Annotated in this window: 20 protein-coding genes; 10 read left to right on the top strand and 10 right to left on the bottom strand. The window is 69.4% G+C overall.

All coding sequences use genetic code 11. The annotated features are described in order from the left end of the window. Nucleotides 1–1,302: an RNA polymerase sigma factor gene (locus C8P69_RS08720; RefSeq protein WP_108176140.1), complete on the top strand. Its 1,302-nt coding sequence runs from the start codon at nucleotides 1–3 to the stop codon at nucleotides 1,300–1,302. Here C8P69_RS08720 and C8P69_RS08715 read toward each other — a convergent pair. The 4 genes from C8P69_RS08715 to C8P69_RS08700 all read right to left on the bottom strand — a co-directional run bounded on the left by C8P69_RS08715 (nucleotide 1,280) and on the right by C8P69_RS08700 (nucleotide 5,639). Further along, entirely contained in the window at nucleotides 1,280–2,581 is a 1,302-nt protein-coding gene (locus C8P69_RS08715) for an ABC transporter substrate-binding protein (RefSeq protein ID WP_108176138.1), read from the bottom strand. The genes C8P69_RS08720 and C8P69_RS08715 overlap by 23 nt on opposite strands. Before the next feature lie 95 nt (nucleotides 2,582–2,676). Further along, nucleotides 2,677–3,525 carry a carbohydrate ABC transporter permease gene (locus tag C8P69_RS08710; RefSeq protein ID WP_108176136.1) on the bottom strand — a complete coding sequence of 283 codons (849 nt, stop codon included), beginning with the start codon at nucleotides 3,523–3,525 and terminating at the stop codon, nucleotides 2,677–2,679. Nucleotides 3,526–3,532: 7 nt separating this feature from the next. Beyond that, nucleotides 3,533–4,465 carry a carbohydrate ABC transporter permease gene (locus tag C8P69_RS08705; RefSeq protein WP_108176134.1) on the bottom strand — a complete coding sequence of 311 codons (933 nt, stop codon included), beginning with the start codon at nucleotides 4,463–4,465 and terminating at the stop codon, nucleotides 3,533–3,535. Continuing rightward, the gene (locus tag C8P69_RS08700) at nucleotides 4,458–5,639 is read right to left on the bottom strand and encodes an ABC transporter ATP-binding protein (RefSeq protein WP_211353810.1); all 1,182 of its coding nucleotides are present in this window, start codon (nucleotides 5,637–5,639) and stop codon (nucleotides 4,458–4,460) included. Before C8P69_RS08700 ends, C8P69_RS08705 begins: the two co-directional genes overlap by 8 nt. Nucleotides 5,640–5,817: 178 nt before the next feature. Here C8P69_RS08700 and C8P69_RS08695 point away from each other — a divergent pair, with 178 nt between their 5' ends. Further along, complete coding sequence (locus C8P69_RS08695; RefSeq protein WP_108176130.1) at nucleotides 5,818–6,639, top strand: phosphodiesterase; 822 nt, start codon at nucleotides 5,818–5,820, stop codon at nucleotides 6,637–6,639. Between the two features lie 9 nt (nucleotides 6,640–6,648). Here the strand turns inward: C8P69_RS08695 and C8P69_RS08690 are convergent, their stop codons facing one another. Both C8P69_RS08690 and C8P69_RS08685 read right to left on the bottom strand, forming a co-directional pair. Then, complete coding sequence (locus C8P69_RS08690) at nucleotides 6,649–6,942, bottom strand: YciI family protein (protein ID WP_108176128.1); 294 nt, start codon at nucleotides 6,940–6,942, stop codon at nucleotides 6,649–6,651. Then, nucleotides 6,939–7,589, bottom strand: coding sequence for a TetR/AcrR family transcriptional regulator (locus tag C8P69_RS08685; protein ID WP_245901942.1), 651 nt, complete (start codon nucleotides 7,587–7,589; stop codon nucleotides 6,939–6,941). Before C8P69_RS08685 ends, C8P69_RS08690 begins: the two co-directional genes overlap by 4 nt. Before the next feature lie 136 nt (nucleotides 7,590–7,725). Between C8P69_RS08685 and C8P69_RS08680 the strand changes: the two genes are divergently transcribed. From C8P69_RS08680 to C8P69_RS08645, 8 genes are all read left to right on the top strand, one after another. After that, on the top strand, nucleotides 7,726–8,598 hold the full coding sequence (locus C8P69_RS08680) for an FAD binding domain-containing protein (RefSeq protein WP_108176124.1): 873 nt from the start codon (nucleotides 7,726–7,728) through the stop codon (nucleotides 8,596–8,598). Further along, complete coding sequence (locus tag C8P69_RS08675; protein ID WP_108176122.1) at nucleotides 8,595–9,086, top strand: (2Fe-2S)-binding protein; 492 nt, start codon at nucleotides 8,595–8,597, stop codon at nucleotides 9,084–9,086. Before C8P69_RS08680 ends, C8P69_RS08675 begins: the two co-directional genes overlap by 4 nt. Further along, the gene (locus C8P69_RS08670; protein WP_108176120.1) at nucleotides 9,086–11,485 is read left to right on the top strand and encodes a xanthine dehydrogenase family protein molybdopterin-binding subunit; all 2,400 of its coding nucleotides are present in this window, start codon (nucleotides 9,086–9,088) and stop codon (nucleotides 11,483–11,485) included. Before C8P69_RS08675 ends, C8P69_RS08670 begins: the two co-directional genes overlap by 1 nt. 120 nt (nucleotides 11,486–11,605) lie before the next feature. Next, nucleotides 11,606–12,724 (top strand): C4-dicarboxylate TRAP transporter substrate-binding protein, encoded by a 1,119-nt coding sequence (locus C8P69_RS08665; RefSeq protein ID WP_108176118.1) that lies wholly within the window; start codon nucleotides 11,606–11,608, stop codon nucleotides 12,722–12,724. A 77-nt stretch (nucleotides 12,725–12,801) separates the two neighbouring features. Then, on the top strand, nucleotides 12,802–13,362 hold the full coding sequence (locus C8P69_RS08660; RefSeq protein WP_108176116.1) for a TRAP transporter small permease subunit: 561 nt from the start codon (nucleotides 12,802–12,804) through the stop codon (nucleotides 13,360–13,362). Between the two features lie 4 nt (nucleotides 13,363–13,366). Then, nucleotides 13,367–14,686, top strand: coding sequence for a TRAP transporter large permease (locus C8P69_RS08655; RefSeq protein ID WP_108176114.1), 1,320 nt, complete (start codon nucleotides 13,367–13,369; stop codon nucleotides 14,684–14,686). Nucleotides 14,687–14,695: 9 nt separating this feature from the next. Continuing rightward, a complete protein-coding gene (locus tag C8P69_RS08650; RefSeq protein WP_108176112.1) occupies nucleotides 14,696–15,556 on the top strand; it encodes an intradiol ring-cleavage dioxygenase in 861 nt (286 codons plus the stop codon). A gap of 158 nt (nucleotides 15,557–15,714) precedes the next feature. Next, a complete protein-coding gene (locus C8P69_RS08645) occupies nucleotides 15,715–18,147 on the top strand; it encodes a methyl-accepting chemotaxis protein (RefSeq protein ID WP_108176110.1) in 2,433 nt (810 codons plus the stop codon). Nucleotides 18,148–18,200: 53 nt separating this feature from the next. Here the strand turns inward: C8P69_RS08645 and C8P69_RS08640 are convergent, their stop codons facing one another. Genes C8P69_RS08640 through C8P69_RS08625 form a run of 4 tightly spaced genes read right to left on the bottom strand, consistent with a single transcriptional unit; the run spans nucleotide 18,201 to nucleotide 22,718 of the window. Then, nucleotides 18,201–18,644, bottom strand: a complete 444-nt coding sequence (locus tag C8P69_RS08640) for a MaoC/PaaZ C-terminal domain-containing protein (protein ID WP_108176108.1) — start codon at nucleotides 18,642–18,644, stop codon at nucleotides 18,201–18,203. Nucleotides 18,645–18,655: 11 nt separating this feature from the next. Further along, nucleotides 18,656–19,111 carry a MaoC family dehydratase gene (locus C8P69_RS08635; RefSeq protein WP_108176106.1) on the bottom strand — a complete coding sequence of 152 codons (456 nt, stop codon included), beginning with the start codon at nucleotides 19,109–19,111 and terminating at the stop codon, nucleotides 18,656–18,658. Nucleotides 19,112–19,122: 11 nt separating this feature from the next. Further along, nucleotides 19,123–21,120 (bottom strand): acetyl/propionyl/methylcrotonyl-CoA carboxylase subunit alpha, encoded by a 1,998-nt coding sequence (locus C8P69_RS08630; protein ID WP_108176104.1) that lies wholly within the window; start codon nucleotides 21,118–21,120, stop codon nucleotides 19,123–19,125. A 26-nt stretch (nucleotides 21,121–21,146) separates the two neighbouring features. After that, nucleotides 21,147–22,718 carry an acyl-CoA carboxylase subunit beta gene (locus tag C8P69_RS08625; protein WP_342750198.1) on the bottom strand — a complete coding sequence of 524 codons (1,572 nt, stop codon included), beginning with the start codon at nucleotides 22,716–22,718 and terminating at the stop codon, nucleotides 21,147–21,149. Nucleotides 22,719–22,746 lie beyond the last annotated feature (28 nt).

The raw sequence follows: 22,746 nt of genomic DNA, 5'->3' as shown, positions 1-22,746 counted from the left end.
ATGGCTGACGCGGCAGCGAGAGCGGTCGAGCGGGCGGCACGCCTGTCCTACGGGCGCCTGCTCGCCCTGCTCGCCACCCGTGGCCGGGACCTCGCCTCCGCCGAGGATGCCCTCGGCGGAGCGCTGCTGCGGGCGCTGGAGACATGGCCGCGGACGGGCGTGCCGGACAATCCGGAGGCCTGGCTGCTCGCCACGGCACGGCGCCTGTCCGTCGATGCCTGGCGGCGGCAGGCGACGGCCGCCACGCACGGCGCCGAGGTCACGCTGCTCGCCGAAGAACGGTTCGCCCGGCAGGACGGACCCTTTCCCGACGAGCGGCTGGGGCTGATGCTCGCCTGCGCCCATCCGGCCATCGATCCCGGCATCCGCACGCCGCTGATCCTCCAGACCATCCTCGGCATCGAGGTGCGCCTGATGGCCTCGGCCTTCCTGGTGAAGCCCGCGACCCTTGGCCAGGGCCTCGTCCGCGCCAAGGCCCGGATCCGGGATCTCGCCATCGGCTTCGAGCTCCCCGGTCCCGAGGTGCTGCCGGCGCGGATCGACGCCGTCCTCGGGGCGATCTACGCCGCCTATACGCTCGGCTGGGACGATGCCTTCGCCGGCGAGGACGCTCGCGGCGACCTGACCGAGGAGGCCTGCTGGCTCGCCCGGATCGTCGCCGATTGCGCGCCGGCCCATGCGGAGGCCATGGCGCTGCTGGCGCTGCTGCTCTTTGCGGAAGCCCGGCGACCGGCCCGCCGCGACCGGCTGACCGGTGCCTTCGTGCCGCTGTCGGAGCAGGACCCCGCCCTCTGGGACAAGGCGCTCCTCGCCGAGGCCGAGGACCGGCTGCGCCGCGCCCGGCCGGACGGCAGGCCCGGCCGCTTCGGCCTCGAGGCGGCGATCCAGGCCGTCCATGCCGACCGCAGGCGCACCGGGCGGACCGACTGGCCGGCGATCGAACATCTCTATCGGGGTCTGGTGGCGCTGGTGCCGACGGTCGGCGCCCGGATCGGCCATGCGGCCGCGCTGGCCGCCGTGTCGGGCCCGGCGGAGGGCCTTGCCCTGCTGGATGCGATCGGCGCCGAAGTGATCGCCACGCACCAGCCCTATTGGGCGACGCGGGCGCATCTGCTGGCCGAACTCGGCCGGGCGGAGGAGGCCGCAGCGGCCTTCGAACGGGCCATCGGCCTTGCCCGCGATCCGGCGGTGCGCCAGTTTCTCGGTGACAAGGCCCGGCATCCGCCGATGCGGGCCGAACCCGCCCGGATCGCTCCGGGCGGGACGGTGGCAGGGCCGATCAGCCCTGGCGACGCGGGATGAGGCGCGTGACCTCGCGCGCCATGTCGCGCACGACCTCTTCCGGCGAGGCCTTCTGCTCGGCGATGCGGGCGAGGTTGTCGACCATGACCTGGGTGACGCGCACCGAGTTCTGGCCGGGGAAGGCGTACCACGGGACCATCAGGTGGACCTGCTTGGTCGCGGCGACGAAGAGCGGGTTCGCCTTGTAGAACTCGCCGAGATAGGACGCATCGTCGATGGCGAGCTGGTTGCAGGGCACATAGCCGGTGTTCTTCACCATCAGCGTGGTGCCCTCGGCGGAGGTGGCGAACTTGATGAACTCCCAGGCCGCGTCCTGACGGGCGGGATCCTTGGCGGTCATCATGGCGCCGGCGCCACCGGTCGGCAGGCGGCCCTTCACCGGATCGATCACCGGCAGGGTGGTGGTCTGCATCTCGAAATTGTTGCCGACCATGCCGGAAATCTGGCGGACCTGGGCGGTGGTGCGGAACATCATGCCCATCTTGCCGGCGCCGAACGCCTGCAGGTCGGCGGTGGCGGTGGCGGAGGCGCCGAAGTTCGGCATCTTGCCTTCCTTGACCATGCGATCGAGCAGGCGCACCGCGGCGAGGCCCTCGGGACCGTCGAAGGCCACCTTGGTCTCGTCCTCGGTCAGCATGCGGCCGCCAAAGCCGTAGAGCAGCGCGGAGAACATCCAGTCGTCGCCCGGCCAGCGGAAGAACATGCCGGTATTGCCGTCGCCGAGGGCGGCGATCTTCGCCGAGAGGGCAATGACATCGTCCCAGTTCTTCGGGAAGGCTTCGGCGCTGGAGCCGACCTTCTTGAGCAGATCGACGTTGAGGTAGCTGATCGGGTTCGAGGTAGCGAAGGCGAGGCCGCACTGGACGCCGCCATGGAAGCCGAGGCCGAGGATCGGGCGGGAATAGCCGAGCTTGCCGAGGTCGGCCTCACGGTCGAGGAAGGGCTTCAGGTCGGCGGCAATGCCGCGCTCGGCGAAGAGACGCAGGCGGTTGAGACCCTGGAAGGACACGTCCGGCAGGCCGCCGGTGGTCGCCTGGCGCAGGATCAGCTGGGCGCCGTCCTCGTAGTTCGGCGTGGGGTTCACATAGGTGACCTTCACGCGGCTGGACTGCTTGTTGAAGGCCTCGGCGACGGCCTCCTGGGCGGCCTTGAAGATCGGCGGCATGGAGTAATGCGCGACGACCTCGATGGTCTGGGCGCGCACGACGTTCGGCACGGCGAGCGTGGCGGCGCCGGCCATCAGGCCGAGCGTCGAGCGGCGGGAGAGTTTCATGGACATGACGACCTCGGTTCCGGGGCTTGTCGTGGGAGAACCCCCGCCGGCCGGCCCCTCCGGCCGCGGGGGCATGACGGATCAGGCGTCCCCGGCCCGGCTCATCCCTTGAGCCCGGTCATGGTGATGCCCTCGATGAAGCGGCGCTGGGCGAGGAGGAAGGCGGCGACGAGCGGGATGGTGGTGAGCGTCGCGGCGGCCATGAGGGCGCCGAAATCGTCGCCCGCCTCCTCGGTGCGGAAGTAGATGACGCCCAGCGCCGGGGTGGCGAGCTCGCCCTTCCCCGACACGGCGATGAGCGGCCAGAACAGGTCGTTCCAGTGGGCGACGACCGAGAAGATCGCGAAGGCGGTGGCGGCGGGCCAGGCATTGGGCACGACGATGCGCCAGACGATCGACCATTCGCCGAGCCCGTCCATGCGCGCCGCCTGGATGAGCTCGTCCGGCATGGCGCGGAAGAACTGGCGGAACATGAAGATGGCGAAGACCGAGATGGTCGAGGGCGCGATCAGCGCGGCATAGGTGTTGAGGATGCCGGTCTGGGCGAAGGCGATGTAGAGCGGGATCGCCGGCACATGGGCGGGGATCAGCAGCCCCAGCATGACGAAGGCGAAGAGCGTCTCGCGGCCGCGGAAGTTCAGCTTGGCGAGGGCGTAGCCGGCCGGCAGGGCGAAGGCGAGCTGGAAGACGAGGATGCCGGCGCAGACGATGGCGCCGTTGAGGAGGTAGCGGCCGATCGGCACCTCGCGGAACACGCGGCCGTAGTTCTTGTCGATGGCGAAGGTCTCGGGGATCAGCGACATCGAGGCGCGCCAGACCTCGTCCAGCGGCTTCAGCGACACCGACACCATCCAGATGTAGGGCATCAGGAAGAGCAGGCCGAGCAGCGACAGGATGGCGAGGCGCGGCAGGTCGGCGAAGAGGCTGCGGTCGTTGGAACCGGGGATCATCGCCGCCTCACCCGTAATGGACGCGCCGGTCGATCAGGCGCGTCTGGAGGAGCATGAGGACGACCACCACGGCGAGGAACACCACGGTGATGGCGGCGGAATAGCCCATGCGGAAGAAGGTGAAGCCCTCCGTGTACATGGTGTAGAGCAGCACCTCGGAGGCCTTGTTCGGACCGCCCTGGGTCAGCGTCGCGACGATGTCGAAGACGCGCAACGACCGGATCATGGTGATGGTCAGGACGAAGAGCGTGGTGGGGCCGAGCAGCGGCCAGGTCACCGTCCAGAAGCGCGACCAGCTCGAGCGCACGCCGTCCACCTCTGCCGCGGCGTAGAGGTCGCGCGGGATCGCCGTCAGGCCGGCGAGGAACAGCACCATGTTGAAGCCGATCTGCTCCCAGACGCCGATGATGGAGAGCGTCCACATCACGCTGTCGGAGGAGCCGAGCCAGTTCGGGCCGGCAAGCCCGAAGCTGCGCAGCAGCGCATTCACCGGGCCGATGGTCGGGTGGAACATGTACTGGAAGGCCGTCGCCATCGCGACCATCAGCGAGACGACGGGCAGGAAGAATACGGCGCGGAAGAAGGTGCGCCCGCGCTGGCCGCCCTCGATGGCGAGCGCCAGGGCGAGGCCGCCGATCACCGAGGCCGGCGTGGTCACCGCGACGAAGAAGGCGGTGTTGCGGAAGGAGGTGACGAAGCCGCGGTCCTCCAGCAGCTCGGCGAAATTGGCGAGGCCGATGAAGCTGAGCGACCGCGCGCCGAGTTCGTAGTCGGTGAAGGCGATGGCGACCACGGCCAGCGTCGGCACCAGCAGCATCAGGACGAAGGCGATGATGGCCGGGGCGGTGAGCAGCCAGGCGGCGATGGCCTCGCCGCGGCCGATGCGGTCGCCCTCGCGTGCCGCACCAGCGAGAGCCGAGGGCAGCGCCAGGTCAGACATAGCGGGGCACCCGCGCGAGGGGCGGGGCAGGCTCCTGGACCTGCCGGGCGGCGGCGGCGCTGATCAGGCCGATCCGCGTGCCCCCGGCATCGAAGGCGAGCAGGCGGCCGGCGAGCGGGGCGACGCGGATGCTCTCGCGGGAGGGCGCGGCCTCCCAGGCAGCCGGGTCAAGGCGCAGGATCACCGGCGTGCCGCCGGCTTCGGTCTGGCCGTAGACCAGCACCTCGGCGCCGAGGAACTCGACATGGCGCACGCCCACGGCGATGCCCTCGGCGGCGAGGGTGAGATGCTCGGGGCGGATGCCGAGCTGCAGCGGTCCCGAGGCGCGCGGGGCTACTTCGCCGGTGAGGTGCCCGGCGAGGCTGACGCGGCCATCCGTACCCGCCTCCCCGGGAAGGGTGTTGATGCGCGGTGAGCCGATGAACTTCGCCACGTCGATGGTCGCGGGCTGCTCGTAGACCTCGCGCGGCGAGCCAAACTGCAGGACGACGCCGCCGAGCATGACCGCCACGCGGTCGGACATGGTCATGGCCTCGGCCTGGTCGTGGGTGACGTAGACCGTGGTGACGCCGACGCGCCGGTGCAGGTCGACGAGCTCGCGGCGCATGTCGTGGCGCAGGGCCGCGTCGAGGTTCGACAGCGGCTCGTCCATCAGGAAGGCCTTGGGATGGCGGACGATAGCGCGGCCGAGGGCGACGCGCTGGCGCTGGCCGCCGGAGAGCTGGCCGGGGCGGCGCGCCATGAGATGGTCGATGGAGAGGAGCTTGGCCGCTTCCTTCACCTCGCGGCGGATGGCGATGCGGCGATCAGCCGTGCCGGAGACGAGGCGGCCGAGGAAGGGCGCGCGCTCGAAGGCCGAGAGCCGCCGCATGACCAGCGGCAGGGCCATGTTCTGCTCCACCGTCATGTGCGGATAGAGCGCATAGTTTTGGAACACCATGGCGACGTCGCGGTCGGCGGCGCGCCGGCCGGTCACGTCGGTCCCGCCGATGGTGACGCGGCCGCGATCGGCGCTCTCAAGCCCGGCGATGATGCGCAGCAGCGTGGTCTTGCCGCAGCCTGACGGGCCGACCAGCGAGACGAAGGCACCGGCGTCGAAGGCGAGGCTGACGCCCTTGAGGACGCGCGTGTCGCCGAACGCCTTTTCGATGCCGTCGAGAACGATGCCGGCCATGCCAACCCCTTGGGATGATCGGGTTGGCCTACGCGGCTTCGGCGACGGAACGGCTACGGACCGGTGACACTTCACCGACGGTTGGACGACAGGTCGGTGACGGCCGGCCGGTCGGCGCATTGTCGTCGCAGCGTCATGGGAGGCGCCTAGGCAGCCGGCGAACCACCGGGGACAATCAATGCTGCTCGCCCACCTCACCGATCTCCACGTCCGCCCGCACGGTCTTCCGGCCTATCGCACGGCCGAGACCAACATGCTGACCGAGCGCGCCATCGACGCGGTGCTGGCGCTCGATCCCCGGCCCGACGCGGTGCTCATCACCGGCGACCTGACCGACAACGGCCTCCCGGCCGAGTATGAGAACCTGAAGCGGATGCTGTCGCGGCTGCCCATGCCGGTCTGGCTGATCCCCGGCAATCACGACCGCCGCGAGAACCTGAAGACGATGCTGGGTGATTTTCCGGGCCTGTCGGACCATCCGCATTTCGCCCAGTGGGCGACCGATCTCGGCCCGGTGCGCCTCGTTGGCCTCGACACCGTCGTTCCCGGCTCCGGCGCCGGCAAGCTCTGCGCCGACCGCCTCGCCTTCCTCGAGGAGCAGCTCGCAGCCTCGACCAAGCCGACCATCGTCGCCATGCACCACCCGGCCTTCATCTGCGGCATCCACCACATGGACCGGATCAGCCTGATCGAGGGCACGGCGGAGTTCGAGGCGGTGATCCGCCGCCATCCCCATGTGGTGCGGGTGCTCGCCGGTCATCACCATCGGCCGATCCAGGCGCTCTTCGCCGGGACCCTCGCCATGGTGGCGCCGTCGGTGGCGCATCAGGTGGTGCTCGACCTCGTCGACCGGCCGCCGGCGCAGTTCAACTTCGAGCCGGCCGCCTTCCACCTCCATCTGTGGACGGAAGGCGCGGGCCTCATCAGCCACACCGCCTATGTCGAGAAGGCGCCCGGCCCCTATCCCTTCCTGCGCGACCCCGACTATCCGGGCGCGTGAGCTGCGCCGTCAGCCCTGGCGGCGGAGGAAGCGGGTGATGGTCACCGCCCGCCAGATGCCGGCGGCATGGAACGGGTCGGCCCGGTTGAAGGCCTCCACGCTGGCGCGGTCCGCCGCCTCGACGAGGAAGAGGCTGCCGATCATCCGCTCGCCGTCGTCGCTCATCAGCGGCCCCGACATGACGATCCTGACGTCGAAGGCGGAGGTGTCGGCGAGGAAGGCCTTGTGCGCGTCGTAGTGCGCGAGGCGGACGGGCAGGGCGCCGTCGTGGTCGAGGGCGTGGATCGCGAAGAGCGTGGTCATGCGGTCTCCCGTCCGGCTGCGGCATCGGCGGGCGCGGCGATGCGAAACCCGCCGAGGAAACGGTCGATGGCCCGCTCGATGACGGGCATGACGTCGTCCGGCGTCGGCAGGTGGTAGATGTGCCGGCGGATGCCGAGATAGACGATGCTGCCGTGGAGGTTCCACAGATCCTCGGTGTCGGGCGTGAGGTCGCCCCGCGCCTCGTGGCGCACCTCCGCCATCAGCGGTGCCAGCAGCACGTCGCGGACATGCTCGAGATAGCGGCGGTTGAGCGCCTCGCCGGCGAGGCCCGCGGCCATGAAGATCCGCATCCATTCATAGGTGAAGATGGCGGCGGTGTACTCGCCGTAGAAGGTGAGCATGCGGTCGCGCAGCGGCCGTGAGCGGTCGGAGATCAGGCCCGGCCAGTGCGGCGCCATGCGGTCGAGATAGACCCGGGCGAAGACCGCATCGAGCAGCTCGGCCTTGCTGCGGAAATATTGGTAGAGCAGCGCCTGGGTGATGCCCGCGCGCTTGGCGAGGTCGCGCGTCGTGCCGGCCAGCCCGACCTCGGCGAAATAGCACACGGCCGCCTCGACGATCTGCTCGCGCCGCGCCCCGGGCGCGAGGCGCCGCCGCCTGACCATCGCGTCCGGTCCATCGGACATGCCGCGCATCCCTCCGCTGCCGCCTGGGAAAGCCTCTTGACTTCCCGTCCGGCTCTCGTTGATCATTTGACCAATTAAACAGAACGGGACCGTCGCCGGCAAGGCGAAGAGGCATCCCGACACGAGGAGACGTACCATGAAGTGGCCGGCGATGGGCTATGCCCGCGTCGAGAGCCTCGACGAGCTGTGGCGCGCGCTCGACGCAGCCGGGCCCGAGGCGCAGATTCTGGCGGGCGGGCAGAGCCTGCTGGCGACCCTCGCCTTTCGCCTCTCAGCTCCCTCGACCCTGATCGACATCACCCGCATCGCCGCGCTCAAGGGCGTTTCCGTCGCGGGGACCGTGCTGCGCATCGGCGCGCTCACCCGCCACGCCGATCTCGCCCGCGATCCCCTTGTCGCGCGGCATGCGCCGATGCTAGCCGAGGCCGCGCCGCTCATTGCCCATCCCGCCATCCGCAATCGCGGCACGATCGGCGGCAGCCTCGCGCTGGCCGACCCCGCCGCGGAGTTGCCGGCCTGCGTCGTCGCCCTCGGCGCGACGCTGGTCCTCGCCTCCCGTGCGGGCGAGCGCCGCGTCCCGGCCGCCGACTTCTTCCAGGGGCTCTTCACCACCGCGCTGGACGCCGGCGAGATCATCACGGCCGTCGAGGTGCCGGTGGCCACCGCAACGAGCCGCCAGACCATCGTCGAGGTGACGCGCCGCTCCGGCGACTACGCCATGGCGGGCCTTGCCGCCGCGCTCGAGGTCGATGGCGGCGTGGTGACCAGCGCCCGCCTTGTCTTCTTCGGCATTGGCTCGGGAGCGGAGGTCGCCCGCGGCGCCTCGGCCGCCCTCACCGGGAAGGCGCTGTCGGCCGAGACCATCGCAGCGGCGCAGGCGGCCCTCGACGGCGACCTCGACCCGCCGACCGACCTTCACGGCGGCCCGGAGATGAAGCGCCACCTCGCTCGCGTCCTCATCCGCCGCGCCCTCACCGCTTACCTCGCCCCGACGGAGCAGGCCGCATGACGACCCGCATCGACGTCACCCTGACGGTCAACGGCGAGCGCGTGTCGCGCAGCGTCGACACGCGCCTGCATCTCGTCGATTTCCTGCGCTCCGAGCTGGGCCTTGCCGGCGCCCATACGGGCTGCGAGCACGGCGTCTGCGGCGCCTGCACGGTGCGCCTCGACGGCGAGCCGGTGCGCGGCTGCCTCGTCATGGCTGCGAGCCTCGACGGCGCCGTCGTCGAGACCATCGAGGGCCTCTCCGACAGCGGCGAGATCCTCGACCTGCAGGAGGCCTTCGTCGCCCGCAATGCCTGCCAGTGCGGCTATTGCACCCCGGGCATGCTGGTCACCGCCGCCGACATCCTCACGGCCTCGCCGCAGGCGACGCGCGAGGAGATCCGCGAGCACATTTCCGGCAATTACTGCCGCTGCACCGGCTACCAGGCCATCGTCGACGCGGTCGAGGACGTGCTGAAGGCGCGGGCCGCCAAGCGCGAGGCCGCCTGATGAACGAGATCGTCACGCCCCAGTCGCTCGGCCTGTCCCGGGAGGACCTGCCGAATTCCTATATCGGCCGGTCGGTTCCGCGCCCCAACGCCCGCAAGCTGGTCGAGGGTCGCGCCACCTATACCGATGACGTGGACCTGCCGCGGCTCGTCCATGCCGCCTTCTACCGCTCGCCCCATGCCCATGCGCGCATCGTCTCGATCGACACCAGCGCCGCCCTGAAGGTGCCGGGTGTCGTGCGCGTATTCACCGGCGCCGACCTAGCCAAGGTCTGCGACCCGTGGGTCGCGGTGCTCGCGCACCTCAAGGGCATGAAATCGGCGCCGCAATATCCGCTGCCGCTGGAGCGCGCGACCTGGCAGGGCGAAGCGGTGGTCGCCGTCGTCGCCGAGAGCCGCGCTGCGGCCGAGGACGGCGTCGCGGCCTTGGCCGTCGAATTCGAGGCGCTGCCGGCGCAGGTTGACATGGAGACGGCGCTCGCCCCCGGTTCGGTGGTCATCCATCCCGAGCTCGGCGACAATCTGGTCTTCACCCGCACCGCCGAGACAGGCGACGTCGCCGGCGCCATCGCCTCGGCGCACAGGACAGTGGAAGCGACCTTCCACACCGGCCGCCATACCGGCGTGACGCTGGAGCCGCGCTCCATCATCGCCGACTACAACCGCGCCGATGGCACGCTCACCGTGCATCATTCGACGCAGGCGCCGCACATGATGCAGAACGTCTTCGCCACCCAGCTCAGGCTGGCGGAGAGCGACGTGCGGGTCATCTGCAAGGATGTCGGCGGCTCCTACGGCATCAAGGTCCACGTCTATCCCGACGAGATGGCGGTGGCCTGCATGTCGCGGATCATGGGCCGTCCGGTGAAGTTCATCGCCGACCGCTTCGAGGCCTTCGGCAGCGACATCCATGCCCGCGACCACCGCATCAAGGGCCGCCTCGCTGTCGATGCCGAGGGGCGCTTCCTCGCCTTCGATATCGACGACCTGACGGGCATCGGCCCCTATTCGGTCTATCCGCGCACCAGCGCGGTGGAGGGCAACCAGGTCGTCAATCTCTGCGGCGGCCCCTACAGCTTCCCGAACTATCGCTGCACCACGACCGTGGTGCTGCAGAACAAGGCGCCGACCTGCCAGTACCGCGCGGTGGGCCATCCGATCGCCACGGCCGTGACCGAGGGCCTCGTCGACCTCGCGGCGGAAGCGCTCGGCATGGATCCGGTGGAGATCCGCCGCAAGAACCTCATCCCCGACGACGCCTATCCCTGCACCTCGCCGGCGGGCATGAAGTTCGAGGGCCTGTCCCACCACCAGTCGCTGGCAAAGCTCCTGGAGATGGTGCCGGTGGAAAAGATCCGCGCCGACCAGGTCGAGCAGCGCAAGCGAGGCGTCTATCGCGGCCTCGGCTTTGCGAGCTTCATCGAGCTGACCAACCCGTCGCCCTTCATGTACGGCATCGGCGGCGCCAAGATCTCGGCCCAGGACGGCTGCACCGTCCGCATGGATCCCGATGGCTCCGTCGTCGCCATGTCCGGCGTTACCGAGCAGGGCCAGGGGACGGAGGCCATCCTTGCGCAGATCGTCGCCCACGGCGTCGGCGTGCCGGTGTCGAAGGTGCGCATCGTCACCGGCGACACCCGCACCGTCCCCTATGGTGGTGGCACCTGGGCCTGCCGCGGCGCAGGCATCGGCGGCGAGGCGGCGCTGCAGTCCGCCATCGCGCTGAAGGAGCAGATCCTCGAGGTCGCCGGCGCCATGCTGCAGGCGCAAGGGTCGAGCCTCGACATCGTCATGGGCGAGATCGTCGACAAGGCGACCGGCCAGGCGCGCATGCCGCTCTCCGAGCTCGGCCGCATCGTCTACTACCGTGGCGACACGCTGCCCAAGGAGCTCTCGCGCGAGCTCGTCCAGACGCGCCACTTCATCACCAAGGAGTACCCCTTCGCCTTCACCAACGGCATCCAGGCGAGCTGGCTGGAGGTCGATGTGGAGACCGGCATGGTGAAGCTCCTGGAGCACTGGTGCGTTGAGGATTGCGGCCGGGTCATCAATCCGCTGCTCGTCGACGAGCAGGTGCGCGGCGGCATCGTCCAGGGCATTGGCGGCGCGCTCTACGAGCACTGCATCTACAACGAGGACGGCCAGCTGCTGACCACGACGCTCGCCGACTATCTCGTGCCGATGGCCGCCGAGATGCCGGACATGCATGTCGGTCACGTCGAGACGCCGACGAAGGAATCGCTGCTCGGCGCCAAGGGCGCGGGCGAGGCCGGCACTGCCGGCGCGCCGGCCGCCATCATGAACGCCATCAACGATGCCCTGAAGCCCTTCGGGGCCAAGGTCTTCGCCCAGCCCTTCACGCCCGAGCGCATCCTCAAGGCGCTCGGAACCATTGCATGACCGGGGCGGAACGGTGCTAGCCTACCCGCCATATCCAAGGCCGGAGCAACCGGCCGCGACAGAAGACTGACATCAGGAAACGCCGGCCCTCGTGGCCATCCCCAGGAGAGGAATGCCCCCATGTCTGAGATCATCAGGACGGCAGAGACCACCAAAACCCCGCGCGCTACCCGCCGCACCTTCCTCGCCGGCGCGGCCGGCGCCGCGGCGCTCCCCGTCTTCTCGATCAAGGCGTCGGCGCAGCAGACGCTGAACGTCACCATCGCCGCGAGCCATCCGGTCCAGAACTTCTGGGTCGCGATGATGAAGAACGTCTTCCAGCCGGAGGTCGAGAAGCATCTGCGCGACAACGGCAACCAGGTCCGCGTCAACTGGCGCGAGGCCTATGGCGGCACGCTCTACAAGTTCCAGGACACGATGGAGGCGGTGCGCGACAACATCACCGACATCGGCTATGTCGGCACGCTCTGGGAGGGCTCGACCATGCCGCTCCAGAACGTCACTTATTTCACCCCCTTCAGCACCGGTGACCACGGCCTCATCGCCCGCACCTTCGACCAGCTGAATGAGAGCGTTCCGGCGATCAAGCAGAACTGGAACGGCCTCAACATGGTGCCGCTCTCCTCGTTCATCACCGACACCTATCACATCTGGTCGACCTTCCCCGTCCGTACCCTCGACGACCTGCGCAACCGCAAGATCTCGGCGCCGGGCACCTCGGCGAACTGGCTCACCGGGACGGGTGCGACCCCGGTCGACGGCGCGCTGACCACCTACTACACCGACATCCAGACCGGCGTGTCGGAAGGCGCGCTGTCCTTCTTCGTCGGCATCCTGCCGACCCGCGTCTACGAGGTCGCGAAATACGTCACCAAGTGCGACGTCGGCGCCATGTATGTCGGCGGCATCGCCGCCAACAAGCAGCGCCACGACCGCTGGCCGGCCGCCTTCCAGAAGGCGGTGGCCGAGGCCGGCAAGATCACCACGCAGAAGCACGTCGAGGACGTGTCCTCGCGCATCGCGGCGGCCGAGAAGGAGATGGTGGACAAGGGTTCCATCATCACCACCCTGGCGGACGCCGAGCGCAAGCGCTGGATCACCGGCCTGCCGAACATCGCCAAGACCTGGGCGGACACCTCGGGCGCCGCCTCGCGCGACGTGCTGCGCGCCTATTTCGCCGCCATCCGCGCGGCCGGCCAGACGCCCGGACGCGACTGGGACCGCGAAGCCACCAGCTGATCCTTCGCCGCAGATGCGGGCGCCGGTGACCCCGGCGCCCGAAGCCTTTTCAGACCACGCATACCCGGAGACAGACCATGGCCGACGACATCGACATGTCGGCGCTCGAGCGCGAAGCGGCGCCCCAGCCCTTCGATCCCGTCCGGATCCTGCTCGACGCTCTCGCCGCCATCGGCACGGTCTGGACCTTCGGCCTGATGCTGCTGATCTGCGCCGACGTGATCGGCCGCTCCTTCCTCAACATGCCGATCACCGGCGTCGCCGAGATCGCCGCGAACTCCATCGTCGGCATCGTCTTCCTGCAGATCGGCGCGACGATCTACGCCAAGCGCATGACCCGCGCCGACTTCCTCATCGACGGCATCCTGTCGTCGCGCGTGCCGGGCCTCGCCTGGGCCATCGAGCTCGTCTTCCTCCTCATCGGCGCGGCGGTCATGGCCTTCGTGGCCTGGGCGGCCTGGCCGGGGGTCTGGACCTCGCTCGCCGCCCGCGAATTCTTCGGCGTCCAGGGCCTCTTCACCGTGCAGACCTGGCCCTTCCGCGCGCTCATCGTCCTCGGCGGAGCCGCCGGGGCGCTCGCCTATCTCATGCTGTTCGTCGCCGAGATCGGCGGCCGGCGCAAACCGGCCGAGGGCTGATCCCATGGATGACGTCACGCTTGGATTCCTGCTCATCGGCGCCATGGTGGCGCTGATCGTCCTCGGCATGCCCATCGGGCTGTCGCTCATCGGCACCGGCGCCATCGGCGTCTGGCTGATCCGCGAGAACATCGACCTCGCCTTCCGCTTCACGGCTCTGGCGACCTATTCCGGCATCCAGGACTATCTCTTCGCCACCATCCCGCTCTTCGTGCTGATGGGCCTGTTGGTCTCGATCTCGGATGTCGGCAAGGACACGTTCGAGGTGGCGCAGGCGCTGCTGCGCCGCATCCGCGGCGGCCTCGGCATGGCCACCGTCGCCGCCAACGCCGTCTTCGCGGCGGTGACCGGCGTCTCGATCGCCTCCGCCGCGGTCTTCACCAAGGTGGCGGTGCCCGAGATGGTGCGCCACGGCTACACGATGCGCTTCGCCGCCGGCACGGTGGCCGGCTCGTCGATCCTCGGCATGCTCATTCCGCCGAGCCTATTGATGATCGTCTATGGCGTCCTCTCCGAGGTCTCGATCGGCAAGATGTTCGTCGCCGGCGTCATTCCCGGCATCATCATCGCCCTCGGCTTCACGGCCATGATCTGGTTCTACGCCGTCGTCTGGCCGCACAAGATCTTCGTCGATGCCGGCAAGTCCGACGCCGACGACGTGCCGCCCATGCCGGTTGGCGAGATGCTCGTGAAGTCGGTGCCGATCGCCTGCCTCGTCGTGCTCATCCTCGGCGGCCTCTACACCGGCTTCTTCACGCCGACCGAGGCCGGTGCGGTGGGCGCCGCAGGCGCGCTCGTCATCGCCCTCATCCGCCGCCGGCTGGACTGGCCGAAATTCTGGCGGGTGCTGAAGGAGGCGGGCATCGTCTCGGCCTCGATCCTCTTCCTGCTGATCGCCGCGAGCCTCTATTCCCGCATGCTCTCCATGGCCGGCGTGCCCAATGCCATCGGCGATTTCGTCGAGCATCTGGGCCTTGGGCCCTATGGCTTCCTGCTGGCCTTCGTCGTGGTGATCCTGCTGATGGGCATGATCCTCGATTCCACCTCGATCCTTCTGATCATGGTGCCGATCGGCGCGCCCATCGCCTCGGCCATGGGGTTCGACCTCATCCATTTCGGCATCGTCACCATCATTGCCGTGGAGATGGGCCTGCTGACGCCGCCCTTCGGCATCTCGGTCTTCACCGTGAAGGCGACGCTCGGCGATCCGAAGGTGCGGATCGAGACGATCTTCGCCGGCTCCATGCCCTATGTGACGGTGATGGGCATCGCTCTGCTCTTCATCGCGCTCTTCCCGCCGCTTTCCACCATTCTCGTGCGCTGAGGACCGATCATGCTGTCCTTCGACGAACACAACCTGACCGACGAGGTTGTCAACCGCTTCGCCGGCTGCCCCGATGACCGGCTGAAGCAGGTCATCCAGGCGCTGGTGCGCCACGCCCATGCCTTCGTGAAGGAGGTGGAGCTGACGGAACAGGAATGGTTCGCCGCCATCCAGTTCCTCACCCGCACCGGCCAGATGTGCGACGACAAGCGGCAGGAGTTCATCCTGCTCTCCGACGTGCTCGGCATTTCGATGCTGGTGGACGCCATCAACCACCGGATGCCGGACGGGGCGACCGAGAGCACCGTGCTCGGCCCCTTCTATCTCGGCGAGCACCGCGTGACGCCCTTCGGCGGCGACATTGCTGGCGACGAGCCGGGCGAGCGCCTCTTCGTCGAGGGCACGGTGTCGTCGCCGGGCGGGGCACCGATTGCCGGTGCCACCGTGGACATCTGGCACTCGGATGATGACGGGTTCTACGACGCCCAGAAGGGGCTGGAGGAGCCGTCGCTGCGCGCCCGCTTCATCACCGATGAGAAAGGCCGCTTCGGCTTCCGCTCCATCGTGCCGTCGAGCTATCCGATCCCGCATGACGGGCCGGTCGGCGAACTGCTGGAGGCGACGAAGCGCCATCCGATGCGTCCCGCCCATATCCATTTCAAGATCGCCGCGCCGGGCCACGAGACGCTGGTGACCCATCTGTTCATCCCCGGCGATCCCTGGCTGGAGAGCGACGCGGTGTTCGGCGTGAAGGAAAGCCTCATCGCCACCCTCACGACGCGCCAGGGCGGCAGCTATCCAGACGGCAGTGCGGCGCCGGACACCTGGACCCATCTCGCCCATGATTTCGGCCTGAAGCCGACGGCGTGATGGCATATTCCCTTAGGGAATGGCGGTGGATTTCTGCATCTTTTCCGACGCGACAAGATCTGGGACAACATCATAATTCGCATCGAATTTGAGAGAATTAAGGAAGGTTTCACTTAACATTCCCTAGCGTCACATGGTCGCTCCCATCGAGATCCGCCATGTCGCTGTCCCGTCTGCGCCTGAGCATCAAGATTCCGGCCCTTGTCGTCGGTGCCGCCATGACCACCGCAGCCGTCCTCGGCGTCTCCTCGTATTGGGCGGCGCGCAGCAATGCGCTGACGATGATCCAGGAATCGCTCTCGGCGGTGGCCACCGAGCGGCAGAAGGCCCTGGAGAGCTATTTCAGCGCCATCCGCGAGGACACGCTCCTCATCGCGTCGAGCGACATGGCGCGCGACGCGCTCGTGTCATTCTCCGCCGGCTATCGCGAGCTTGGCCCCTCGGCCGAAGAGCGGCTGCAGCGCCTTTACATCGACGACAACCCGCACCCGACGGGCAAGAAGGACGAGCTCCAGACGTCCCCGGACGGATCGGTCTATTCGCGCCACCACGCGCGCCTGCACCCCTGGTTCAACCGGCTGCAGCGCGAGCGCGGCTATTACGACGTCTTCGTCTTCGATACGGCCGGCAACCTCGTCTACACGGTGTTCAAGGAGCGCGACTTCGCGACCAATCTGGTCTCCGGGCAGTGGCGCGACACCGACCTCGGCGTCGCCTTCCGCCAGGGCCTCGCCGCGGCGCCCGGCACGGTTCACCTCACCGATTTCCGCGCCTATGCGCCGTCCGAGGACGCTCCGGCGGCCTTCATCTCGACCCCCATCGTGGATGCCGCCGGCAAGACGATCGGTGTCTTCGCCTTCCAGATGCCCGTCGACCGCATCAATGCCGTGATGACCGCGACGCACGGGCTCGGCGCCACGGGCGATGCCATCATCGTCGGCGGTGACGGGCTGATGCGCTCGAACTCGCGCTTCACCGCCACCGGCCAGACCGACATCCTGAAAACCCAGGTCCGCTCCGGCGTCATCGACACGGCGTTGCGGGGCAACCCGGCCATCGGCGAGACCGCCTATCGCGAGGCCGCCAGCCTCGTGGCCGCGCGCCCCTTTGCCTTCGGTGACCTGCGTTGGTCGGTGACGGCGTTGCAGTCCGAGGACGAGGCCCTCGCGCCGGTCTATGCCCTGCGGCGCAACCTCATCATCATCGGGCTCCTTGTGCTGCTCGCCGTCGGGTTGCTGGGCTATCTGGTGGCCCAGGCGCTGACCCGCCCGATCGTCGCCCTCGTCGCCGACATGGGCGACCTTGCCCGCGGCCGCCACGACATCAAGCTGGCCGGCATGGATCGCGGCGACGAGATTGGCCTGATGTCGCGCGCCGTCGGTGTGTTCCGCGACAGCGCCATCAAGCGCGAGCGCCTCGAGGCGCAGCAGCGCCGCCAGCGCGAGCGGGACGTCGCCCGCCGGGCCAATATGGAAATGCTGGTCGAGCAGTTCCGCGGCGAGGTCTCGGGGGTGATCCACAATCTCTCCGATGGCACCACCTCGATGCGGTCGGCGGCGACCGTGCTGTCGCGCGTCGCCTCGACGACCCTCGACCAGGCGACGCAGGCCCGCTCCGCCACGACCGAGTCCAACACCAATGCCCAGACCATCGCCAGCGCGTCGGAGCAGCTTGGCGCCTCGATCCGCGAGATTGCCGGGCAGGCGCACAAGGCCAGCGCCATCGTCAACGAGGTGCGGCAGCAGGCGCTGTCGAGCAACCAGGACGTGGCAACCCTCGCAGAGGGCGCCAAGAGCATCGGACGCGTGGTCGAGCTGATCCGGTCGATCGCCGACCAGACCAACCTGCTGGCCCTCAATGCTACGATCGAGGCCGCCCGTGCCGGCGAGGCGGGACGGGGCTTCGCGGTGGTCGCCAGCGAGGTGAAGAGCCTGGCGACGCAGACCGCGCGGGCAACCGACGAGATCGCGGCGCAGATCTTTGCGATCCAGTCCTCGACCGACACGGCGGTGTCCTCGATCGGCGCCATCGCCCAGCGCATCGACGACATCTCATCGCTCAACGCCGCCATTGCCGCCGCGATCGAGCAGCAGGACGCGGCGACGCGCGAGATTGCCGCCAACGTGGCGCGGGCGGCCGACGGCAGCCGCGTGGTCTCGTCGAATGTCGAAGGCGTCGCGACCTCCGCCTCGGACACGACCAGCGAGGCTTCGCGGGTGATGAACACCGCCAAAGTGCTCGGCGAAGCCTCCGAGGCTCTGGCCACGTCGGTGTCCGCGTTCCTCGACGGCGTGGGCGCCGACCTCGACGAGCGCCGCCGCAGCGGCCGGACCACGCTCTGCGAGCCCGGAACGCTCGAGGTCGACGGACGGGAGATCGCCGTGGAGGTGGTGGACATCAGCTCCGAGGGCGCGCGCACGGACCAGCCGCTGAGCCTGCCGATCGGCACTCGGGTGCGCCTGCGCATCGCCAATGTGGAAGTGGCGGGCAGGGTGGCCTGGTCCGGGGAGACCGGGACGGGCCTCGAGTTCGACGCGCCGCTCGCGGTGCTGCCGCCGGCGGTCGAAGGCGCCCTCGCCCAGGCGGCCTGACCGGGGCAATCGAACGCGTTTCCCGTGACTCGGCGGCAGTGCCGCCGGGCCGGTCACGCCGCCTGGCGGCTGACCATGAGGGCTGCGGTGCCGGTCTGCACCGTTTCGCCGTGCTGGTTGACCACGTCGAGGCGGAGGTCGACCACGCCGCGGTCGTCCTTGCGGGTCGGGCGCTTGCCCACGACCGTCACCACCACATGCACCGTGTCCTGCGCCCGCACCGGGCCGGTGAAGGTCCAGGTGATGCCGAGCAGCCCCATCACCGTGCCGTCGAGAAGGCCGGCGCGCGAGGCGAGCCCGAAGGCCATGCCGACCAGCATGGGGCCATGGGCGATACGGGTGCCGAACTGGCTCGCAGCGGCATGGACCTCGTCGACATGCAGCGGATTGAAGTCGGCGGTGAGCCCGGCGAACTGGGTGATGTCCGCCTCGATGATGGTGCGCCGGGGCGTCGTGTAGGTCGCGCCGGGTTCGAAGGCGTCGTAGCTGAGGCCCATGGTGATCTCCCTCAGGCGCCGGGGCGGCAGCGCATCAGCGCCGCGCGCAGGCAGGAGGCGACCTCGACGCCGTCCTGGTTGAAGGCCTTGTGCTCGAAGGTGACGATGCCCTGCTCAGGCCGCGAACGGCTGCGGCGAACCTCCCGCACCCAGGTCTCGGCGCGGATGGAATCACCGGGGAAGACGGGCGCCGGGAACTTCACCTCGGTGAAGCCGAGATTGGCGACGGTGGTGTTCAGCGTCGTGTCGGCGACGGTGAGCCCGACCAGCAGGCCGAGGGTGAAGAGGCTGTTGACGATGGGGCGGCCGTACTCGCTGCGCGCGGCGGCATGGGCATCGATGTGCAGCGGCTGGGGGTTCAGCGTCAGGCAGGAGAACCAGATGTTGTCGGCTTCCGTGATGGTGCGCGTCACCTCGTGGGCGAAGTGGTGGCCGACGGTGAAGTCGTCGAAATAGAGCCCGGGCATGGGTTGCTCCTTCAGGATGTCGTGTCCGGCGCCAGCGCCACGAGGCGATGGCCTGCCGGGACGGTCTCGCCCGCCGTCACCGCCACCGTGGCGATGGTGCCGGCGCGCGGCGCGGCGAGCGTCTGGAACAGTTTCATGGATTCGATGACGACGAGGGGCTGGCCGGCCTCGACCACGTCGCCCGGAGCCACCTTCACCTCGGCGACAATGCCCGGCATGGGGGCGAGGAGCGTATCGCTGCTGGCGCCGCCGGCGCCTGCCGCCTGGTGGGCGTCGAGGGCGGTCTGCACCGTCGCCCGCCACTCGGCCTCGCCAAGGCGAATCGCGACCGTCTCGCCTTCCACCACCGCGGTGCCGCGGCGGCTGTCGCCGGCGATCCGGAAGGAGAGGGCCGAGGGGTTTTCCTCCACACGGATGGCGAGCGGGCCTTCTGCAGTCACCAAGGCCAGGGCCTTCCCGTCGAATAGGATGCGGGCGGTCTCGCGCGCGCCGTCGAGGGTGACGGTGAACTCCTGCACGGCGGGCCGGCCGGCCGGGGCGAGGACGCGGAAGCCGCGCAGCGCATTCCAGGGCGAAGAGGATGCCGGACGCGTCGTCGCCGCGATCACCGCCGCGGCGATGCCCGCGGCGCGATCGGTCGGCAGCGTCGGGCGCGTCCAGCCGTCGGGGAAGCGCTCGCGCAGCATCGCCGTGGTCGCCTGCCCCTCGGCGAAGGGCCCATGCGCCGCGACATCCACAAGGAAGGCCCGGTTGGTGTCGGGGCCGAGGACGGTGAGGTCCGACAGGCCGCGGATGAGCGCCTGCCGGGTGGCGTCTCGGGTCGCGCCGTGGGCGATGACCTTGGCCACCATGGAATCGTAGTGGACGGTGATCTCGGATCCCGTCGCGATGCCGGAATCGATGCGAAGCCCTTGCCGCGGGGCCGGCTCGCGCCACAGCGCCACCCGCCCCGAGGCCGGCATGAAGCCGGCTTCCGGCCGCTCCGCCAGGAGCCGCGCCTCGATGGCGTGGCCGGACGCGCGGATGGCCTCCTGCTGAAGCGGCAGCGGTTCTCCGGCAGCGATGCGGAGCTGCCACTCCACGAGGTCGAGGCCGGTGATCATCTCGGTCACCGGATGCTCCACCTGCAGGCGGGTGTTCATCTCCAGGAAGAAGTGCTCGCCCGTCGCGGCATCGACGAGGAACTCCATCGTGCCGAGATTGCGATAGCCGATGGAGCGGGCGAGCCGCACGGCATCGTCATAGAGCCGGCTCCGGATCGCGTCGGCGAGGTTCGGCGCTGGCGCTTCCTCAAAAACCTTCTGGTTGTTGCGCTGTACCGAGCAGTCGCGCTCGAAGAGATGGACCACCGCGCCGTGATGGTCGGCGGCGACCTGCACCTCGACATGGCGGGCCGAGCGCACCAGCCGTTCCAGCAGCAGCCGGTCGTCGCCAAAGGCGGCCCTGGCCTCGCGCCGCGCCGTGGCGATGGCCTCCGCCATGTCGCCCGCGGCCTCCACGACGCGCATGCCCTTGCCGCCGCCACCGGCGGAAGCTTTCACCAGCAGGGGCAAGCCGACGCTCGCGGCCGCCGCGACCAGGGCCGCGTCGTCGCCGGTATCGGCATCGAAGCCCGGCACCACCGGAACGCCCGCGGCGACCGCGAGGCGCTTCGCCGCGATCTTCGATCCCATGGCGGCAACCACCTCAGCCGGCGGGCCGACAAAGGCGATGCCGGCAGCGGCGCAGGCGGCCGGGAAGTCCGGCCGTTCCGACAGGAAGCCGTAGCCGGGATGGATGGCGGATGCGCCGGTCTGCCGTGCCGCGTCGAGAATGGCGTCAATGCGCAGGTAGCTGTCGCGGGCGGCGGCAGGCCCGATGCGCAGGGCCTCGTCGGCTTCCGAGACATGCGGGGCACCCGCATCGGCATCCGAATAGACGGCGATGGTGCGCAGGCCCATGCGGCGGGCCGTGCGGATGATGCGGCGGGCGATTTCGCCGCGATTGGCGATGAGCAGGCTCTCGAACATGGCTAGGCTCTCGAAATTGGCGCGGCTCACATCCGGTAGACCGGGCGGGGGGAGGTGTCGCGCGGCTCGCCATGGGAGAGCGCGAGGCAGAGGCCGAGCACGTCGCGGGTCTGGTCCGGCTCGATGATGCCGTCGTCCCAGAGCCGGGCGGTCGCGTAGTACGGGTCGCTCTGTTCCTCGAACTGCGCGCGGGTGCGGCGGTCGAGGGCGGCGATGGCCTCCTCGTCGGCGCCGCCCTTGAGGCTGGCGCGCCGCAGGTCGGTGACGACGGTCGCGGCGACCTCGGGGCTCATGGTGGCGATGCGGCTGTTCGGCCAGGCGAAGAGGAATCGCGGGCGGAAGCCGCGGCCGCACATGCCGTAATTGCCGGCGCCATAGGAGCCGCCGATGATGACGGTGAGCTTCGGCACGCGGGCGTTCGACACGGCATAGACGAGCTTCGCCGAATGCTTGGCGATGCCGCCGCGCTCCGCCTCGGTGCCGACCATGAAGCCCGTGATGTTCTGCAGGAAGAGCAGCGGGATATGGCGCTGGTCGGCGAGTTCGATGAAATGAGCGCCTTTCACCGCCGATTCCGAGAAGAGCACGCCGTTGTTGGCGAGGATGGCGACGGGATAGCCATGAATGCGGGCGAAGGCGGTGACGAGGCTCGATCCGTAATCCGGCTTGAAGGCCTGCAACGTGCCGCCATCGACCATCGCCCCGAGCGCCTCGGTCACGTCATAGGGGCGCTTGAGGTCGGTGGGCACGATCTCGGCGAGCGGCCGCGCAACGGCGGGCGCCGTTGCGGCGAAGGGCGGCGGGGAGATCCTGCGCGCCTCGCCGAAGCCGGAGACGATGGCGCGCAGCTTCGCCAGCGCCGCCCGCTCGTCGGCGGCGATGTGGTCGGAGACGCCGGAAACGCGTGTGTGCATGTCGGCGCCGCCCAGCGTCTCGCCATCGACCACCTCGTTGATGGCGGCCTTGACGATGGGCGGGCCGCCGAGGTGGATGCGCCCCGTGCCGGCCACCATCACCACCTCGTCGGAGAGGGCGGGGATATAGGCGCCGCCGGCGGTGCAGCCGCCGAAGACGGCGGAGACCTGCGGGATGCCGGAGGCCGAGAGGCGGCACTGGTTGTAGAAGGTGCCGCCGAAATGGTCGCGGTCGGGGAAGACGCGGTCCTGTTCGGGCAGGAAGGCGCCGCCGCAATCGACGAGATAGAGGCAGGGCAGCCGGTGTTCCTCGGCGATCTCCTGGGCGCGCAGGTGCTTCCTCACCGTCTCGGCGAAGAAGGAGCCGCCCTTCACCGTCGCATCGTTGGCGATGATCATGCAGGGCGTGTCGTGGACCATGCCGATGCCGGTGACGATGCCGGCGGCCGGCACCTCGCCGCCGTAGAGTCGATGGGCGGCGAGAGGCGAGAGCTCGAGGAAGGGGCTGCCGGGATCGAGCAGCAGGTCGATGCGGTCGCGCACCAGGATCTTGCCGCGGGCGTGGTGGCGATCGACCTGCGCCTTGCCGCCTCCGGCGAGAACGGCGGCATGCTCGGCGCGGAGCCGCGCGATCAGGTCGGCGAAAGGCTCAGGGCCCGGGCTTTGGAGGCTGGCGGCGGTCACGGCGATCCCCTGCTTGACCCGGCCAGTC

Origin of the sequence: Phreatobacter oligotrophus (assembly GCF_003046185.1) — a bacterium.
In the GTDB taxonomy this organism is placed as follows: Bacteria; Pseudomonadota; Alphaproteobacteria; order Rhizobiales; family Phreatobacteraceae; genus Phreatobacter; species Phreatobacter oligotrophus.
Note: the sequence above shows the minus strand (reverse complement) of the source record. Positions and strands in the feature narration are given on the sequence as shown.

Bases quoted from the DNA above. Each gene is read 5' to 3' on its own strand.
- C8P69_RS08700 (WP_211353810.1), bottom strand. From the start codon at position 5,639: ATGGCCGGCATCGTTCTCGACGGCATCGAAAAGGCGTTCGGCGACACG.
- C8P69_RS08685 (WP_245901942.1), bottom strand. From the start codon at position 7,589: ATGTCCGATGGACCGGACGCGATGGTCAGGCGGCGGCGCCTCGCGCCC.
- C8P69_RS08715 (WP_108176138.1), bottom strand. From the start codon at position 2,581: ATGTCCATGAAACTCTCCCGCCGCTCGACGCTCGGCCTGATGGCCGGC.
- C8P69_RS08655 (WP_108176114.1), top strand. From the start codon at position 13,367: ATGGATGACGTCACGCTTGGATTCCTGCTCATCGGCGCCATGGTGGCG.
- C8P69_RS08640 (WP_108176108.1), bottom strand. From the start codon at position 18,644: ATGGGCCTCAGCTACGACGCCTTCGAACCCGGCGCGACCTACACGACG.
- C8P69_RS08630 (WP_108176104.1), bottom strand. From the start codon at position 21,120: ATGTTCGAGAGCCTGCTCATCGCCAATCGCGGCGAAATCGCCCGCCGC.
- C8P69_RS08665 (WP_108176118.1), top strand. From the start codon at position 11,606: ATGTCTGAGATCATCAGGACGGCAGAGACCACCAAAACCCCGCGCGCT.
- C8P69_RS08695 (WP_108176130.1), top strand. From the start codon at position 5,818: ATGCTGCTCGCCCACCTCACCGATCTCCACGTCCGCCCGCACGGTCTT.
- C8P69_RS08710 (WP_108176136.1), bottom strand. From the start codon at position 3,525: ATGATCCCCGGTTCCAACGACCGCAGCCTCTTCGCCGACCTGCCGCGC.
- C8P69_RS08660 (WP_108176116.1), top strand. From the start codon at position 12,802: ATGGCCGACGACATCGACATGTCGGCGCTCGAGCGCGAAGCGGCGCCC.
- C8P69_RS08680 (WP_108176124.1), top strand. From the start codon at position 7,726: ATGAAGTGGCCGGCGATGGGCTATGCCCGCGTCGAGAGCCTCGACGAG.
- C8P69_RS08720 (WP_108176140.1), top strand. From the start codon at position 1: ATGGCTGACGCGGCAGCGAGAGCGGTCGAGCGGGCGGCACGCCTGTCC.
- C8P69_RS08705 (WP_108176134.1), bottom strand. From the start codon at position 4,465: ATGTCTGACCTGGCGCTGCCCTCGGCTCTCGCTGGTGCGGCACGCGAG.
- C8P69_RS08635 (WP_108176106.1), bottom strand. From the start codon at position 19,111: ATGCCCGGGCTCTATTTCGACGACTTCACCGTCGGCCACCACTTCGCC.
- C8P69_RS08675 (WP_108176122.1), top strand. From the start codon at position 8,595: ATGACGACCCGCATCGACGTCACCCTGACGGTCAACGGCGAGCGCGTG.
- C8P69_RS08670 (WP_108176120.1), top strand. From the start codon at position 9,086: ATGAACGAGATCGTCACGCCCCAGTCGCTCGGCCTGTCCCGGGAGGAC.
- C8P69_RS08690 (WP_108176128.1), bottom strand. From the start codon at position 6,942: ATGACCACGCTCTTCGCGATCCACGCCCTCGACCACGACGGCGCCCTG.
- C8P69_RS08645 (WP_108176110.1), top strand. From the start codon at position 15,715: ATGTCGCTGTCCCGTCTGCGCCTGAGCATCAAGATTCCGGCCCTTGTC.
- C8P69_RS08650 (WP_108176112.1), top strand. From the start codon at position 14,696: ATGCTGTCCTTCGACGAACACAACCTGACCGACGAGGTTGTCAACCGC.